This window comes from Mesorhizobium sp. M0189 (assembly GCF_040322135.1).
Lineage (GTDB): Bacteria > Pseudomonadota > Alphaproteobacteria > Rhizobiales > Rhizobiaceae > Mesorhizobium.
This window is the reverse complement of record NZ_JAMYSW010000045.1, coordinates 1-14486: the sequence shown is the minus strand read 5'-3', so window position 1 is coordinate 14486 and position 14486 is coordinate 1. Positions and strand designations below refer to the sequence as shown.

The following is a 14486-nucleotide window of genomic DNA, read 5'->3' as shown; positions in this document are numbered from 1 at the left end:
CCTCGGGCGCTGGGGGGCCGCCAGAGCCGGCGGGGGGGGGGCAGGCGGGTGCGGCTCCCGCGGGGGGGGCGCGGCCCGCTGCGGGCGCGCTGCCCGCCCGCGGGGCCCCCCCCCGCCGAACCAGAAGCCGGCATTGCGGCCGATCCTGATATTGCCGATCAGCGTGGCGTCGGGCGCGATCCAGTTGCTGTCGGCGTCCTCGAAGGCGGGCGCTTTTCCGTCAATCGCGTAGATCGGCATCGCTGTCTCCAGATCGTCTCACACCGACAAGCTGCCAGACCCTAGAAGCGAAGCCGCCCACGACGCAATGGCGATCACCACCATGCCCAGCGCCAGCGCCCAGATGGTCGCCGTACAGCCGCAGGAGATCAGCCCCAGCACCGAGATGCGACGCTCCCGCCAGGCGTCCAGCGCCTCGTTGATGAACATCAGCGGCCCGGCGCAAGCCGTCGCGGCGAGCGAGCGCAGCATGTGCTTCGACGATACATAGGGCTGGACGAAGGCAAGCTTGCGGCCGGCGACCAGTTCCATCGCCGATCCGGCCAGGCCGCAAGCCGTCAGCCCAGCCATAAAACTGAATATGATTTGTTCGACCGGGCTCATCTTTACCCTCCGTTTACCATGAAATCGCACAGTCGCCTGCAAAGCTGCGTAGCAAGAGCCGTGCCGCGCCGAGATGTGCCGTTCAGGCACACCGATGGGACGGCAACGAGGATCGCGATGAAGCAGGCAGCCGCCACAGAGGGCCCGCAACTCAGCGTCGTCGATTCGACGCTGATGAAGCGGGTGTTTTATGCGTTCGCGACGCTGGCGCTGCTTTCGGTGGCGATCAGCCTTGGCGGCGAATGGTTCGGCCGCTCGATCGCCATGGCCGGGTACACCGACGACACCACGGTCCACAAGGTCGTCATCGGCAACAACATCATCGCCGTGCCGGCCAATGTCATCCGCTTTGCCCAGGCCCGGCGCGACGGTATCGCCTCGCGGCTCGACCTCTATCTGCGCTATCCCGAGATGGACGGCTACAGCGAGGTTGCCCGCAACGACTTCAACCACACCGGAGCCAGCAAGGACATCGTTTTCCTGTCGTTCGAGCCGCAGATGATGTCGCGCGACATGAGCGGCCGCTTCGCGCCGATCTACCGCGCGCTGATCGCCCAGCCCGGCACGCCCGGCCCTGGCGGGACGCTGCTTTACGCCTTCAGTGAAAAATCAGGCTATCTCAACGAAGTGCTGGCGGTCGCCAACCGCCCCGGCAAGGATCCGTTCGTTGCCCGCTGCCTGAGCGGGCCGAGCGCGGACGAATCGCTGGCGCCCTGCGAACGCGACATCCTGGTCGGCGACAATCTCAGCCTTACCTACCGCTTCCCCCGGGAATTCCTGGGCGACTGGCAGGCGCTCGACGCAGCGATTTCTGGCGAGGCAACGCGTGTGCTGAAGGCAGGGCGATAGGGCTTGATCCTTTGACCGACCCTGAAGGGCTGAGGGCTGGAGCCCCGGCCAATCGGGCTACCAATCTCCAGGGTTTGCGATTAGCTGTGGGCCCACCACGCCTTCGTCATCCTAGGGCGGAGCAGGAGCGAAGCGACGTCGCGGAGACCCTAGGATCCATGCCGTTACGCCAGTCGAAGAATGCAGCGGCTCAGAACGGTGCTTGCATCCGCAACAATGCCTACTACCCTTCAGCCATGACGGGCTATGCCTACATGACTGCAAGCCAGAAGCGCGGCACGATCTACATCGGTGTCACCAACGACCTCGGCCGCCGCATGCCGGAGCACAAATCTGGCGAAGGCTCGCGCTTCACCAGCCGCTACGGCGTACAGCGTCTGGTCTGGTACGAGGACCATTTCGACATTCGCGACGCCATCCAGCGCGAGAAGTCGCTGAAGCGCTGGCCACGCCGGTGGAAGATCGAGCTGATCGAGAAGACCAATCCAGAGTGGTTCGAACTTTTTCGCGGGACTGGTTGGTAGAGGACGCCCAGCCGGTGCCAAGAAGCATTCGATTCTGGTCAGAGCGGAGCACTGCCGCGAGGTAACGGCATGGCTCCCAGGGTCTGCGCCGCGTCGCTTCGCTCCTTGCTCCGCCCTGGGATGACGAAGGGAGGGATGCTCCAGCCAGTCTCCGAGGTTTGCGCTCCGCCATCAGGCGGTCCCGCCTGCAACAAGCAGGTCCGGCCAGCACCAAATTCCCGGCTCAGGCCAGATCGATATCGAGGATCGCCATCGAGAAATTATAGTCGCCGTCGTCCTCGTCCTTGAAGACGATGCCGAGGAACTCGTCGCCGACATAGACCTCGGCCGAATCTTCCTTGCGCGGCCGCGCCTTCACTTCGAGTTTGGGGTTCTGGAAGGTGCGTTTGAAATAGGCGTCCAGCTTTCTGATTTCGTCCGGCTTCAACAGTCTTCTCCGATCGTCGCTTGCTCAAGTGCGTCGCGTCTGAAGAGATCGATGCGACGCGCTTTAAATCTTGCTTCATGCATGTCGCTATCCCAAAACAGCTGGGCACCATTGGGCGACATGCATTGGTGAGCGCGCTTCTGGCACGTCGACAATGGCCATGTAAAGGCAAGCCGGCATAGAGGGCAGGAATTCAGCCCCCTGCTCGAGCGCTCAGATGTCGAAGCTGACGACGTGGTCCATCGTCTGCGACGGCAACAGCTGGTCCATCTGCCGCGAAGGCTGGTCGCAGCCGGTCTCGCCGACGACGCGGGCCGGCACGCCGGCAACCGTCTTGTTGTGCGGCACCGGCGACAGCACCACCGAGCCGGCCGCGATCTTGGAGCAATGGCCGATCTCGATGTTGCCGAGGATCTTGGCGCCGGCGCCAATCAGCACGCCATAGCGGATCTTGGGATGACGGTCGCCGCCGGCCTTGCCGGTGCCGCCCAGCGTGACGCCGTGCAGGATCGACACGTCGTCCTCGATCACCGCCGTCTGGCCGACGACGAGGCCGGTGGCGTGGTCGAGGAAGATGCCCTTGCCGATGCGGGCGGCCGGATTGATGTCGGTCTGGAACACCGAGGACGATCGGCTCTGCAAATACAGCGCGAAATCCTGGCGGCCCTGGTTCCACAGCCAATGCGCCAGCCGGTGCGTCTGGATGGCATGAAAACCCTTGAAGTAGAGCACCGGCATGATGAAGCGGTCGCAGGCCGGATCGCGGTCGTAATAGGCCTGGATGTCGACGCGCACCGTCGTCGACCAGTCCTTGTCGTCGGCCGCCATCGCCTTGAATGTCTGGCGGATGAGGTCGGAGCCGATGTCCTGGTGGGCGAGGCGCTCGGCCAACCGGTGGATAACCGCTTCTTCCAGGTTTTCCTGATTGAGGATGGTCGAATAGAGGAACGCCGCCAGCAGCGGATCGCGGTTGACCGCTTCCATTGCTTCATCGCGGATCGAACGCCAGATCGGATCTACCGGCTGCACCCTGGTGGGACGGGAAATCGTAACGCTGTTCATCTGATGTCTCCGGCCATCCAATGTCTCAGGCCATCCAATGTCTCGGCTTGGCGGCTTGCCTATTCTCCGGCCGCACCTATAAGCCAGATCATAGCACGGGTGAACTCAATTTTCCTTAGTGCTTCGTCAAATGGATTTGGTTGGCGGAATTTCAAGCAGCCATGGAAAACGCAACCTTGATGGACGAGACCCTGAAGCGCGAGCTTTCCGCGCTGTATGACGCCGCGGATCGCCACTACCACGACCTTGGCCACATCGAGGCGATGCTGGCGCTAGCCAACGATTACAAGGCATTGCTGCATGATCCTGAAGCAGTCGAAGCGGCGATCTGGTTCCACGACGCGATCTACGACGGCCGCGCCAAGGACAATGAGGCGAGGAGTGCCGCACTTGCCGAGACAAAGCTCGCCGGCCGCGCCGATGCACAACGCATCCGTCGCATCGCGGCGATGATCACTGCCACCGCCGGCCACGAATTGCCGTCCCTTGGCGACCAGCATTCCGTTCGTGACGCGGCGCTGTTCCTCGACATGGACCTGGCGATCCTGGGTGCTGCGCCTGACGTGTTCGACGCTTACGAACAGGCGGTTCGCCGCGAATATCAGTGGGTCGATGAGCCGATGTGGCGGGCCGGCCGTGCCGCTGTCCTAAAGGGCTTCCTCGCGCGTCCGCATATCTTCCATAGCGAGGAATTCCGCCGGCGCTTCGAAACCCAGGCCCGGCAAAACATGGCGCGCTCGCTCAGGGCGCTTGGCGATAACCTCAGCCCAGACAAATCCTAATCCGGAAACGTCTCCATGCGCTGCGCATAGGCCTTGAAACCGGCTCGCCCGTAGACAGATCGCGCGCCCGGATGATCGTGAGTGTCGGTGTGCAGCCAGACCCTTTCAGGTTCATGCGACCAGACGGCGCGCAGCGCCCGGTCGAGCAGGTATGGCCCAAGCTTGCGGCCCTGAAGAGCCGGAACGACCCCGAAATGGGCCAATTCGACAACCGGCTGGCCGACGCCCGTGAATTCGCACAGGCCGGCTGCTTCGCCATCGACGCGCAGGACATGGATATGCGTCGACGGGCTGGCGAGAAGGCGCTCAAGGTCGCCCAAGGGCATGCGCAGCCGCTGATCCCATTGCACAGGCTCGCCAACGGCGCGGTAGAGGCTGATGTAATCAGCGACGCCAAGCGTTTCGCGCATCACCGCCGCGCCCGGTGCGGGTGCGGCAAAGCCGCCGCTGGACGGCGGCTCGGTCATCTCCAGATAGGTGACGACAAGATCGACCATGGCAACTCGCGCAGATTTGAAGCTGAGGGGTCGCGTCGGTCGCTTGCCTGCCGGAGGCTTGTCGAGATCAGGTGAATGCGCCAAAAGTCGATGCCATTGCCCACAGCATGAACCCCCCGGCCGCAAGCGACGCGCCATTGACCACGATGCCAGCCAGGCCGAGCACACGATTGTCGTCTGGGCGCCCCACGGCCATCAAGCCGAAGACCACGCCGATAAGATGTGCCAAAGGGCCGGCCATAAAAAATACCGCAGCGAAGAAGCCCGTCGCACTGTTCTGGAGCAGTGGGGAGGCGTCGCTCGGCATTGCTATCAACGCGGTGATCGCAATCGCCCCTGTCGCCAATGCGGCCACCGCTAGAACAACGGACCATTCGCCGAACCTGCTTTTCGCAACGACGCCCGGCAAAGCGGCGTCGCTTCTTCCCCATTGTGCCATCGTACCCCCCCTGCCCTCGTTCAGCGCGTGGCGGGTTTGAACCGATCCACACGTCGCGCTTATTTACTGCTGTATCGTTGCAAAACCGCTAAGAACCCAGCTTCAGGCCCGATGGCCGCTTTTGGGAGCCATCCATCAAAGTGGATGCTCTGCATAAAACTCCAGCACACGCTGCTTGAAGGATTTGTCGCCGACCGCCAGCATGTGGTCGCGGCCTTCGATATGAAATGCCCTGGCGTTCGGCATCAAGGCAGCGAGTTCATCCGGCGAGCCGCCGATGTCGTCCTTGGTTCCCACCGCAATCAAGGTCGGCTGGGCAATGCGGGCAATGTCGGCCTCGCTCAGCAATTCGCGTGAGGTGGCGATGCAGGCGGCGAGCGCCCGGCGATCGCTGCGGGTCTGGTCGGCGAAGGCGCGGAACGAGCGGCCGCGCGGGTCGCTGGTGCCTGCGGGATCCTCGGCCAAGAGGGCGTCGGCTATCGGATCCCAGTCGCCGACGCCGTCGACCATGCCGATGCCGAGACCGCCGAAGACCAGCGTCGCCACCTTGTCCGGCTCGGAGAGCGCCAGGAAGGCCGATATGCGCGCGCCCATCGAATAACCCATGACATGGGCGCGTTCGATGCCGAGATGGTTCAAAAGCGCTGCCGCGTCGGACGCCATTTTTGCCGGCGTGTAGTCTGCTTCGTCATAGCTTTTCGACGACGAGCCATGGCCGCGATTGTCGAAGGCGATCGCACGGTAGCCGGCATCGTTCAGCGTCTTGAACCAGCCGGGCGACACCCAGTTGACGTAGTGGCTCGACGCAAAGCCGTGGATCATCAGCACCGGATCGCCCTGCCCCGATGCTGGCTGGCGGTCAAGGAAAGCAAGCTCGAAACCGTCATGGGAGAAGAACTGCATCGGCCGAAGATCCTGCCCGTTCAGTCGGAATCGACATTCGGCGCATCGCCCTTGTCGGGCGGCGGCATGGCTGGCCCCGCCGCCGTGCCGATGGCCGGATGGCGCAGCAGGTCGCCGTCCTTGATGCCCTTTTTGGCGGCGGTTCCTGCCTTGAGCTCGAGCACGAAGCGCACCGGTTCGTCCGGCGAGATGATCGCCTCCGACTGCGGCTCGCCTTGCTTGATCGCCCGGATCCGGCCGTCCTGGCCGACGAAGATCAGGTCGAGCCGCAGCGGCGTGTTCTTCATCCAGAAACTCACATCCTGCGGCGCACCGAAGACGAACAGCATTCCGTGATTGTCGGCCATGTGGCGGCGGAACATCAGGCCGGCCTCGCGCTCGGCGGGCGTGTCGGCGATTTCGACGGAAAAAGAACGCTCGCCGGCCTTCGTCACCGCGACCAGCGGCGCCGGGTCGACCGGAAGGATCATCGCCTTGCCGTCGGCCGAACTCGGTTGCTGAAAATAGAAGAAGGCGCTTGTGGCGACGATGAGGAAAATCCCGGCGCAGAGCGCGCCCGCCGTCAGCCGGTTCCTGTGAGCCATATGAAATCCTCGGCCGGAACTAATGCGAGACCGGCAAGGTACCCATATCGGGGTGAATTTCGGCAGCCATAAGGCCTTTGTCGCCGCGTCCGAAGCGGACCAGCACCACCTGGCCCGGACGGAGTTCGGTGATGCCGTAGCGGCGCAGCGTCTCCATGTGGACGAAAATGTCCTCGGTGCCCTCGCCCCGGGTCAGAAAGCCGAACCCCTTGGTGCGGTTGAACCATTTCACCAGCGCCCGTTCGAGGCCGCTTTCCGGCGTCACCGCGACATGGGTGCGCTGCTCCTGCAGCTCTGCCGGATGCACCGCCGTGGTGACATCCATCGAGAGCACGCGGAAAGCCTGCAGCCCGCGCTCGCCCTGCTTGACCAGGCAGACAACGCGGGCGCCTTCCAGGGCGGTCTGAAAACCGTCCTTTCGAAGGCATGTCACATGGAGGAGGATGTCGCCCGAAGAACCATCATCGGGAAGGATGAAACCGTAGCCCTTGGCCACGTCGAACCATTTGATGGCGCCGGCGATTTCGACGAGATCGGCCGTATCGGCGCTCTCATCCCGCTTCAACGCATCGCTACCGGCCCCGTCCCGCCCCATGAAAGAGGCCTTTTCCCCCATAAGAACGCCCCCTTTTTTCAAGAAACACCGCAACTGATTCTTGACGCCAGATTAACACCGCGGCTTCCGGTGTGTGCAAGACCTGACGTGCCTTTTTTCACGGTTCCATACAGGAATAGCGGATTTGTCGTTTGCCGGCGCCGGCAAGCGTGGCCAATTGCCCTTTGGCCGGGCCGCCCCTATGTTGCGCCGCAACGCAACATACGGAGGAAATCCATGCGCTATCTGCATACCATGGTCCGCGTCGCCGACATCGATGCTTCGCTCGATTTCTACTGCAACAAGCTTGGCCTGAAGGAAGTGCGCCGCCACGAAAGCGAGCAGGGCCGCTACACGCTGATCTTCCTCGCCGCGCCCCAAGACGAGCAAAGCGGCATCAGCGAGAAAGCGCCGCTGGTCGAGCTGACCTACAATTGGGATCCGGAAGACTACAAGGGCGGCCGCAATTTCGGCCATCTCGCCTATGAGGTCGACGACATCTACGCCACCTGCCAGCGGCTGATGGACAATGGCGTCACCATCAACCGGCCGCCGCGCGACGGCAACATGGCGTTCGTCAAATCGCCGGACGGCATCTCGATCGAGCTGTTGCAGAAAGGCCCGGCAAAGCCGAAGGCCGAGCCCTGGGCGTCGATGCCGAACACCGGAAGCTGGTAACCGATCACGCCATCTTGAGCGGACATCGCCTGGCCCTGGTTCGGTTTCGCGTCCGCATTCCCAAGGAGAATTCATTCATGCCGACCAGCCATGTCGACGTCGCCACCGAACATGCCAGCCGCTATCTGCAGCAGCTGTGCAAACATTGGGCGCACAAATTCCCGGTCGAATTCGACCCGAACCACGGCAGCATCGATCTGACGCTCGGCCGCACTATTCTCGATGCCGACCCGACGGCGCTGCATATTGCGGTGACGACCGACGAGGCCGCCTCGCTCGAGCGCCTGGAAACGGTCGTCGCCGACCACATCAAGCGCTTCGCCTTCCGCGAAGAGCTGGCATTCGACTGGAAACGCGCTCCGGCCGCGTAGACGACCTATCAACCGCCGGCCTTGGCCATCTCCAGCAGCATCAGCACGGTGCGCCAATTGCGCGCCGTGCCGGGCACCTTCAGAACGCGCGGGATGAGATTGGCAAAGACCGATTTGCCGAGCCCGTCGGGCGCATGCAGGTAAAGCACGTCGCCCTTGATCTCGAAGCGTTCGGGCCCAGTGCATTTTTCCGCCAGCCGGGCGAACTCGTCGGCGGTCGGCTGGCGCTCCAGCGCATAGGCGTGCAGCTTGGTCGGCTCGCCCGCGACTTCCGGATAGGGATTTTCCGCCGCCAGCCGCTCGAGCCAGCCGAGATCGCGCACCATGATGCGCGAGTGGAATCTCCATTTCTTTTCGAATTCCGCTTCCAACCGCCTGGTCAGCATCGCCGCATCGCCATCTGGCGACCGGAAGACGGCGTTGCCGCTCTGCACATAGGTGGCGATATCTGAGAAACCGAGTTCCTCGAAGAATGACCTGAGTTCTGCCATTTTGACGATGCGATTGCCGCCGACGTTGATGCCGGAAAACAGCGCGACAAAAACCTTTCCCTGAGCGCTCGGAAGATCGTTGCTGCTCATATGATGAACCCGGCGAGCGTCTCGTTGTCGGTAATGTCCTGATAGTGGACGCTCTCGGCGTCGAAATTCGCCTTTAGCAGGTCGAAATTGCGGCGGTCCTTGGTTTCGATGCCGATCAGAACCGAACCGAAATTGCGCGCCGATTTCTTCAGATATTCGAAGCGGGCGATGTCGTCGTCGGGGCCAAGCAATTCGAGGAAATCGCGCAACGCGCCGGGCCGCTGCGGAAAACGGATGATGAAGTATTTCTTCAAGCCCTCGAAGCGCAGCGCCCGTTCCTTCACATCCGGCAGCCGCTCGAAATCGAAATTGCCGCCGGACACCACGGCAACGATGGTCTTGCCCCTGATTTCCTTTTTGGGAAAATCTTTCAGCGCGTCGATCGCCAGCGCGCCGGCCGGCTCCAGCACGACGCCTTCGACATTGAGCATTTCGATCATGGTCGCGCAGAGCCGATTTTCCGGAATCAGCCGCACTGCGTCGGCGGCAAACTCCCTGAGGTGGCGCAGCGGCTCGCGGCCGATCTCGGCCACCGCCGCGCCGTCGACGAAATTGTCGACCTTGGCGAGCTTTACCCGCTTTCCGGCGGCGAGGCTCTCGCTCAGGCTCGGGGCGCCTGCCGGCTCGCAAAAGACGAAGCGTGTTTCACGCTGCTGGTCGGCGAAATAATGGGTGACGCCGGCGGCCAGGCCACCGCCGCCGACGGGCAGCATGACGATATCAGCCATGCGCGCCCCGGGCATCTGGCCTGATATCTCGTAGGCGACGGTCGCTTGTCCTTCGATGATGTCCTTATGGTCGAACGGGGGCACCATGTGGGCGCCGGCAGTTTCGGTGAATTCGAGTGCGGCGCGATAGCAGTCGTCGAAGAAATCGCCGACCAGCCTGATCTCGACGAATTCGCCGCCGAACAGCCGCGTCTTGTCGATCTTCTGCTGCGGCGTCGTCACCGGCATGAAGACGACGCCCTTTTTGCCGAAATGACGGCAGACGAAGGCAAAGCCCTGCGCATGATTGCCGGCCGAAGCGCAGACAAACAGCTCGGCATTGTTGCCGGCGGCCAGCGTCTTGCGGAAGAAGTTGAAGGCGCCGCGGATCTTGTAGGAGCGCACCGGCGTCAGGTCCTCGCGCTTCAGCAGCACCCGCGCGCCGGTCTTCTTCGACAGATAGTCGTTTTCCTGCAGCGGCGTTTCCGGAAAGATCTCGCGGATCGCGGCAGCGGCGGCAGCGACGCGAGAGGAGAAACTGGTCATGGCAAGAGCACCCCACAGGCTAGCCGAATTCGGTCCCGCTATTGCATATCCGGCCTCGCGAAGCCATTGTCCGGTCACCCGAAAGGGTGTTCCCAAAACCTCGTTGGCCGTTAGGAGCGTCTGTTCATGCCTGTCGCATCGGTGGCCCGGAAAACCGTGTCGCTGCCGGAGTTCGGCGAGCCGACGGTGATGCCGCTGGTTACGCGCGCCACCTATGAGGCCCGTATCGCGGCGCTGGTCGCACTTGGCCGGTTCGATGTCTTCGTCGTCTATGGCGACCGCGAACATGCGGCCAATGTCGCCTACCTCTGCGGCTACGATCCGCGCTTCGAGGAGACGCTGCTGGTCATCGTTCCCGGCAAGTCGCCGAAACTGCTGGTCGGCAATGAGGGCTGGGGCTATGCCGAGATCTGCGACGGGCCGTACGAGCGCGTGCTCTACCAGACGTTTTCGCTGCCGGCGCAGCCGCGCGACCGCTTGCAAGCGCTGGCCGACATCCTCGTCGATTGCGGCCTGAAAGCCCGCCAGCGCATCGGCGCCATCGGCTGGAAGCCGTTCGGCCCCGGCGATGCGGGTTTTGGCGAAACGACGCTCGACCTGCCGTCCTTCATCGCCGACACGTTGCGCAGCCTTGCCGGCGATAGGAATGCTGTAACGGGGGGCGTGATCGTCAACGCGGCGAACCTTTTGATGAACCCTGCCGACGGCCTGCGCGCTATCAACGAGGCCGACCAGCTGGCCGCATTCGAATTCGCCGCGACCTATTCCTCGCAAGGCCTGCGCAATGTCCTGCAAGGCATCGAACCCGGCATGACCGAATTGCAGGCGGCGCGGCTGATGGGTATCAACGGCCTGCCGCAATGCTGCCACCCGATGCTGTCGGCCGGCAGGCGGGCGGCCTATGGCCTGCCGAGCCCGCGGCTCGAAATCATCAAGCGCGGCGACCCGATCACCATGGCCTATGGCATCCAGGGCTCGCTCAATGCCCGCGCCGGTTTTCTGGTCGAGGACGCGGCCGAGCTTCCAAGGGGCATCCAGGACTATGTCGAGAAGCTGGTCGCGCCCTATTTCTGTGCCGTCGTCGACTGGTACGAGACGGTCGGCATCGGCGTTCCCGGCGGCGCGTTGTGGCAAGCGGTGCACGATCGCATTGGCGCTCCGTTCTTTGGCGTGTCGCTCAATCCCGGCCATCTCATCCATATCGACGAATGGATGCATTCGCCGATATTTTCCGGCTCCGACATCAGATTGAAGTCGGGCATGGCCTTGCAGGTCGACATCATCCCGGCGACCGGCACCGATTATTTCACCACCAACATCGAGGACGGCATCGCGCTGGCTGACGAGGCGCTGCGCGAAGAGATCGCCGCGCGCTATCCCGAAGCCTGGCACCGCATCGAGGCGCGCCGCGCCTTCATGACCGACGTGCTCGGCATAAGGCTGAAGCCGGAAGTGCTGCCCTTTTCCAACATTCCGGCCTTCCTGCCGCCGTTCTGGCTTTCGCGCAACAGTGCGATGGCAGTCGAGCGGCGCTGAGCGCATTTCGGCGCCTGCGACTTACTTCCGCCGCACTTCGGCTGTCCGGGAGATGCGGCGGAGGTGGATGGGCCTTTGGTTAGGCCGGAGTGGAATTGCTTAAGTGCCCTTGAAGACGATTTGCATCATTGTCCTTGCCGCGCTGCTCGCCGGCTGCGGCGGCCGCCAAACCGAGGAACTGCTCGGCAGCGCCATGATGGCGGTGCCGGTGACGGAAATCGCCGGCAACCACTCGATCTTCATCGCCACCACGCGCAAGCGCTCCGACGATCCCAACAAGGTCTTCGACGGCGAGCGCTCGGCGACGCTGAACTATGCCCGCGTCAACGTCACCGTCCCCGGCATCCACAAGACAGGCCAGATCGAGCGGCGCTCGCGCGGCAAGTCGGACGATCCGGCCAAATACTTCATGGCTTCCGAGGTCGTCGGCTACGACACCCAGCCGAAATTCTCCAGTGCGCTCAGCGCCGACATCGCGGCGCGCGGCGGCCGCGTCATGGTCTTCGTCCACGGCTACAACACCGGCTTCGACGCCGCCGTCTATCGCGTCACCCAGATCACCCATGATTCCGGCTATCCCGGCACGCCGGTGCTGTTTTCCTGGGCGTCGGGCGCCAAGACCACCGACTATGTCTACGACAAGGAAAGCGCCAGCGTTGCCCGCGACCAGCTGGAAGTGACGCTGAGAATGCTGGCGCAGACCGGCGCGCGGCGCATCGACATCGTCGCCCATTCGCTGGGGACCTGGGTCACCATGGAGGCGCTGCGCCAGCTCGCCATCACCGGCGACCGCGATCTCGGCGGCAAGCTCGGCGACGTCGTGCTGGCCTCGCCCGACATCGACGTCGACGTGTTCAAGAGCCAAATGCGCCGCTACGGCAAGCCGGACAAGCCGTTCATCCTGCTGCTCTCCGACGATGACCGGGCGCTGCGGCTGTCCGGCCTGATCGCCGGCGCGCGGCCGCGGGTCGGCGACTACAAGGACGCCGCCGACCTCGCCAGCTATGGCGTGTCGGTCGTCGATCTCTCCAGCGTCAAGGGCGTCGACCGCTTCAATCACACCAAATTCGCCGACAACCCGGAATTGGTGCAGTTGATCGGCCAGAAGCTGCGCGAGGATGACGGGTTTGCCAGCGACCGCGAGGTGACCGACCGCATCGCCTCGGTCGGACAATAGCTGCATTGCGCGGCAGTGATTGTTGACCATGCCGCACCATCGGAACAGTTTAAACTGGACCGTGCCGGCCTCTGCCTCTATCGAATAGGCCAAGACGTCTCCGGCTCGACGTCGCCTTTGCGGGAGCCCGCGTGACCGTGCCTTCGAAGATCTTTCTCGTCGTTGCGTTCGCGCTCGCGCTGGCAGGCTGCGCCGGCCAGAACACGCACGATCTGCTCAACAAGACGACGATCACGGTGCCTGCTGCCGATATCGCGGCGACGCATAAGATCTTCGTCGCCACAACCCGGCAAAAGGCGACGAAAGAGCCCCGGCAGGTGTTCGACGGAGACCGCTCGCCGACCACCAGCTTTGCCAGCGTCGAGGTGACCGTTCCCAAGGTCCACCAGGTCGGCGCCATCGAACGGGTCAAGGGCTCGGCCAACAGCAATCCGGCGAAGGATTTCACGGCGACCGGCGTCACCTTCTACGAAGGCGCGCCGCAATTCGCCAAGGCGGTCGGCGCCGACATCGCCATGCGCGGCGACCGGGCGCTGGTTTTCGTGCATGGCTTCAACAACGGCTTCGACGACGGCATCTACCGGCTGACGCAGATCGCGCATGACACGAAATATCCCGGCACGCCGGTGCTGTTTTCGTGGGCCTCGAGCGGCAAAACGACCGGCTACATCTACGACAAGGAAAGCGCCAATGCGGCGCGCGACGATCTCGAAGCGACGCTGCGTATGCTTGCCAAGAGCCGCGCCAAGAGCATCGACATCATTGCCCATTCGATGGGGACCTGGGTGACCATGGAAGCATTGCGCCAGCTTGCCATCACCGGCGACCGCGACCTTGGCGGCAAGCTCGGCTACGTCATCCTGGCTTCCCCCGACATCGACGTCGACGTGTTCAAGAAGCAGATGATCCGCTACGGCAAGCCAGACAAGCCGTTCGCCGTGCTGCTTTCGGGCGACGACCGGGCGCTCAGGCTGTCGACCCTTATCTCCGGCGACAAGCCACGCGTCGGCGACTATGGCGACGCGGCCGACCTCGCCAGCTATGGCGTCTCGGTGGTCGACCTGACCAAGACCAAGGGCGGCGACCGGCTGAACCACGCCAAATTCGCCGACAACCCGTTCCTGGTGCAGTTGCTCGGCGACCGCCTGCGCGCCCCGGCCGGCCTCGCCTCCGAAGAGACCGCGCCGGCCCAGCTCGACAATCTCGGCCAGGGCCTCGGCAAGGCCGTCGGCTCGGTCGCCGAGATCGTCATCACCACGCCGTTCAAGGTGCTGACCATCGCCACCGGCGGGTGAGGCGGCCGCTGAGCGGTCACTGTTGACGTCAGTTCGGAACAAAGCGCACGGCAGCGATCCTTCGCGCCCCCCTCTGTCCTGCCGGACATCTCCCCCACTTGGGGGGAGATTGGCCGCCACCTCGGCTTTTGCCAATCGCCAACGTTGCTGAACGAGCCGGCGGCGAAGCTGCCGATCTCCCCCCTCGTGGGGGAGATGTCCGGCAGGACAGAGGGGGGCGCTGTCCCGCCGGCATCAAAAGGTTTCCACACCGCAGCAACCCTAAACGAACAGATCAACCTTCTGGAACGTCGTCACGTCGATCAGGCCGACGTCGGAAATCCTGAGCTC

The 14486-nt window shown here is 63.4% G+C and carries 18 protein-coding genes and 2 pseudogenes; 8 read left to right on the top strand and 12 right to left on the bottom strand.

What is annotated here, in order from left to right:
* Positions 1 to 240: pseudogene (locus NKJ09_RS32045) on the bottom strand (hypothetical protein); the annotation flags it as partial.
* Between the two features lie 18 nt (positions 241 to 258).
* Positions 259 to 603, bottom strand: a complete 345-nt coding sequence (locus tag NKJ09_RS32040) for a DUF6949 family protein (RefSeq protein WP_352495847.1) — start codon at positions 601 to 603, stop codon at positions 259 to 261.
* A gap of 117 nt (positions 604 to 720) precedes the next feature.
* Here NKJ09_RS32040 and NKJ09_RS32035 point away from each other — a divergent pair, with 117 nt between their 5' ends.
* A complete protein-coding gene (locus NKJ09_RS32035; RefSeq protein WP_352495846.1) occupies positions 721 to 1452 on the top strand; it encodes a hypothetical protein in 732 nt (243 codons plus the stop codon).
* A 236-nt stretch (positions 1453 to 1688) separates the two neighbouring features.
* Positions 1689 to 1976: a GIY-YIG nuclease family protein gene (locus NKJ09_RS32030; protein ID WP_023717456.1), complete on the top strand. Its 288-nt coding sequence runs from the start codon at positions 1689 to 1691 to the stop codon at positions 1974 to 1976.
* 223 nt (positions 1977 to 2199) lie between these two features.
* Here NKJ09_RS32030 and NKJ09_RS32025 read toward each other — a convergent pair whose 3' ends face one another.
* Positions 2200 to 2403, bottom strand: coding sequence for a DUF3126 family protein (locus NKJ09_RS32025; protein ID WP_023674799.1), 204 nt, complete (start codon positions 2401 to 2403; stop codon positions 2200 to 2202).
* Positions 2404 to 2616: 213 nt separating this feature from the next.
* Positions 2617 to 3465, bottom strand: coding sequence for a serine O-acetyltransferase (cysE, locus tag NKJ09_RS32020; protein ID WP_023717455.1), 849 nt, complete (start codon positions 3463 to 3465; stop codon positions 2617 to 2619).
* A gap of 161 nt (positions 3466 to 3626) precedes the next feature.
* Here cysE and NKJ09_RS32015 point away from each other — a divergent pair, with 161 nt between their 5' ends.
* Positions 3627 to 4247 carry an HD domain-containing protein gene (locus NKJ09_RS32015; RefSeq protein WP_352495845.1) on the top strand — a complete coding sequence of 207 codons (621 nt, stop codon included), beginning with the start codon at positions 3627 to 3629 and terminating at the stop codon, positions 4245 to 4247.
* Here NKJ09_RS32015 and NKJ09_RS32010 read toward each other — a convergent pair.
* The 5 genes from NKJ09_RS32010 to NKJ09_RS31990 form a co-directional block, all read right to left on the bottom strand.
* The gene (locus tag NKJ09_RS32010) at positions 4244 to 4744 is read right to left on the bottom strand and encodes a GNAT family N-acetyltransferase (protein ID WP_352495844.1); all 501 of its coding nucleotides are present in this window, start codon (positions 4742 to 4744) and stop codon (positions 4244 to 4246) included. The genes NKJ09_RS32015 and NKJ09_RS32010 overlap by 4 nt on opposite strands.
* Before the next feature lie 67 nt (positions 4745 to 4811).
* A complete protein-coding gene (locus NKJ09_RS32005; RefSeq protein WP_352495843.1) occupies positions 4812 to 5183 on the bottom strand; it encodes a hypothetical protein in 372 nt (123 codons plus the stop codon).
* A gap of 135 nt (positions 5184 to 5318) precedes the next feature.
* Complete coding sequence (locus NKJ09_RS32000) at positions 5319 to 6086, bottom strand: alpha/beta fold hydrolase (RefSeq protein ID WP_352495842.1); 768 nt, start codon at positions 6084 to 6086, stop codon at positions 5319 to 5321.
* Positions 6087 to 6106: 20 nt separating this feature from the next.
* Positions 6107 to 6670, bottom strand: coding sequence for a DUF192 domain-containing protein (locus NKJ09_RS31995; protein WP_352495841.1), 564 nt, complete (start codon positions 6668 to 6670; stop codon positions 6107 to 6109).
* 19 nt (positions 6671 to 6689) lie between these two features.
* Positions 6690 to 7286 carry a cold-shock protein gene (locus NKJ09_RS31990; protein ID WP_502895906.1) on the bottom strand — a complete coding sequence of 199 codons (597 nt, stop codon included), beginning with the start codon at positions 7284 to 7286 and terminating at the stop codon, positions 6690 to 6692.
* A gap of 216 nt (positions 7287 to 7502) precedes the next feature.
* Here NKJ09_RS31990 and gloA point away from each other — a divergent pair, with 216 nt between their 5' ends.
* Positions 7503 to 7943 carry a lactoylglutathione lyase gene (gloA, locus tag NKJ09_RS31985; RefSeq protein ID WP_352481131.1) on the top strand — a complete coding sequence of 147 codons (441 nt, stop codon included), beginning with the start codon at positions 7503 to 7505 and terminating at the stop codon, positions 7941 to 7943.
* 77 nt (positions 7944 to 8020) lie between these two features.
* A complete protein-coding gene (locus NKJ09_RS31980; protein ID WP_352481132.1) occupies positions 8021 to 8314 on the top strand; it encodes a DUF2218 domain-containing protein in 294 nt (97 codons plus the stop codon).
* 8 nt (positions 8315 to 8322) lie between these two features.
* On the opposite strand, the gene NKJ09_RS31975 is transcribed toward NKJ09_RS31980, so the two are convergent.
* Both NKJ09_RS31975 and ilvA read right to left on the bottom strand, forming a co-directional pair.
* Entirely contained in the window at positions 8323 to 8895 is a 573-nt protein-coding gene (locus tag NKJ09_RS31975) for a DUF1697 domain-containing protein (protein ID WP_023717447.1), read from the bottom strand.
* Positions 8892 to 10148: a threonine ammonia-lyase IlvA gene (ilvA, locus tag NKJ09_RS31970; RefSeq protein WP_352495840.1), complete on the bottom strand. Its 1257-nt coding sequence runs from the start codon at positions 10146 to 10148 to the stop codon at positions 8892 to 8894. The genes NKJ09_RS31975 and ilvA overlap by 4 nt, the downstream gene beginning before the upstream one ends.
* A gap of 126 nt (positions 10149 to 10274) precedes the next feature.
* Between ilvA and NKJ09_RS31965 the strand changes: the two genes are divergently transcribed.
* The 3 genes from NKJ09_RS31965 (at position 10275) to NKJ09_RS31955 (ending at position 14156) form a co-directional block, all read left to right on the top strand.
* On the top strand, positions 10275 to 11684 hold the full coding sequence (locus tag NKJ09_RS31965; RefSeq protein ID WP_352495839.1) for a M24 family metallopeptidase: 1410 nt from the start codon (positions 10275 to 10277) through the stop codon (positions 11682 to 11684).
* A 103-nt stretch (positions 11685 to 11787) separates the two neighbouring features.
* On the top strand, positions 11788 to 12861 hold the full coding sequence (locus tag NKJ09_RS31960) for an alpha/beta hydrolase (RefSeq protein WP_352481136.1): 1074 nt from the start codon (positions 11788 to 11790) through the stop codon (positions 12859 to 12861).
* Positions 12862 to 12992: 131 nt separating this feature from the next.
* Positions 12993 to 14156, top strand: a complete 1164-nt coding sequence (locus tag NKJ09_RS31955; RefSeq protein ID WP_352495838.1) for an alpha/beta hydrolase — start codon at positions 12993 to 12995, stop codon at positions 14154 to 14156.
* Between the two features lie 261 nt (positions 14157 to 14417).
* Here the strand turns inward: NKJ09_RS31955 and NKJ09_RS32630 are convergent.
* A pseudogene (locus tag NKJ09_RS32630) lies at positions 14418 to 14486 on the bottom strand (adenine deaminase C-terminal domain-containing protein); the annotation flags it as partial.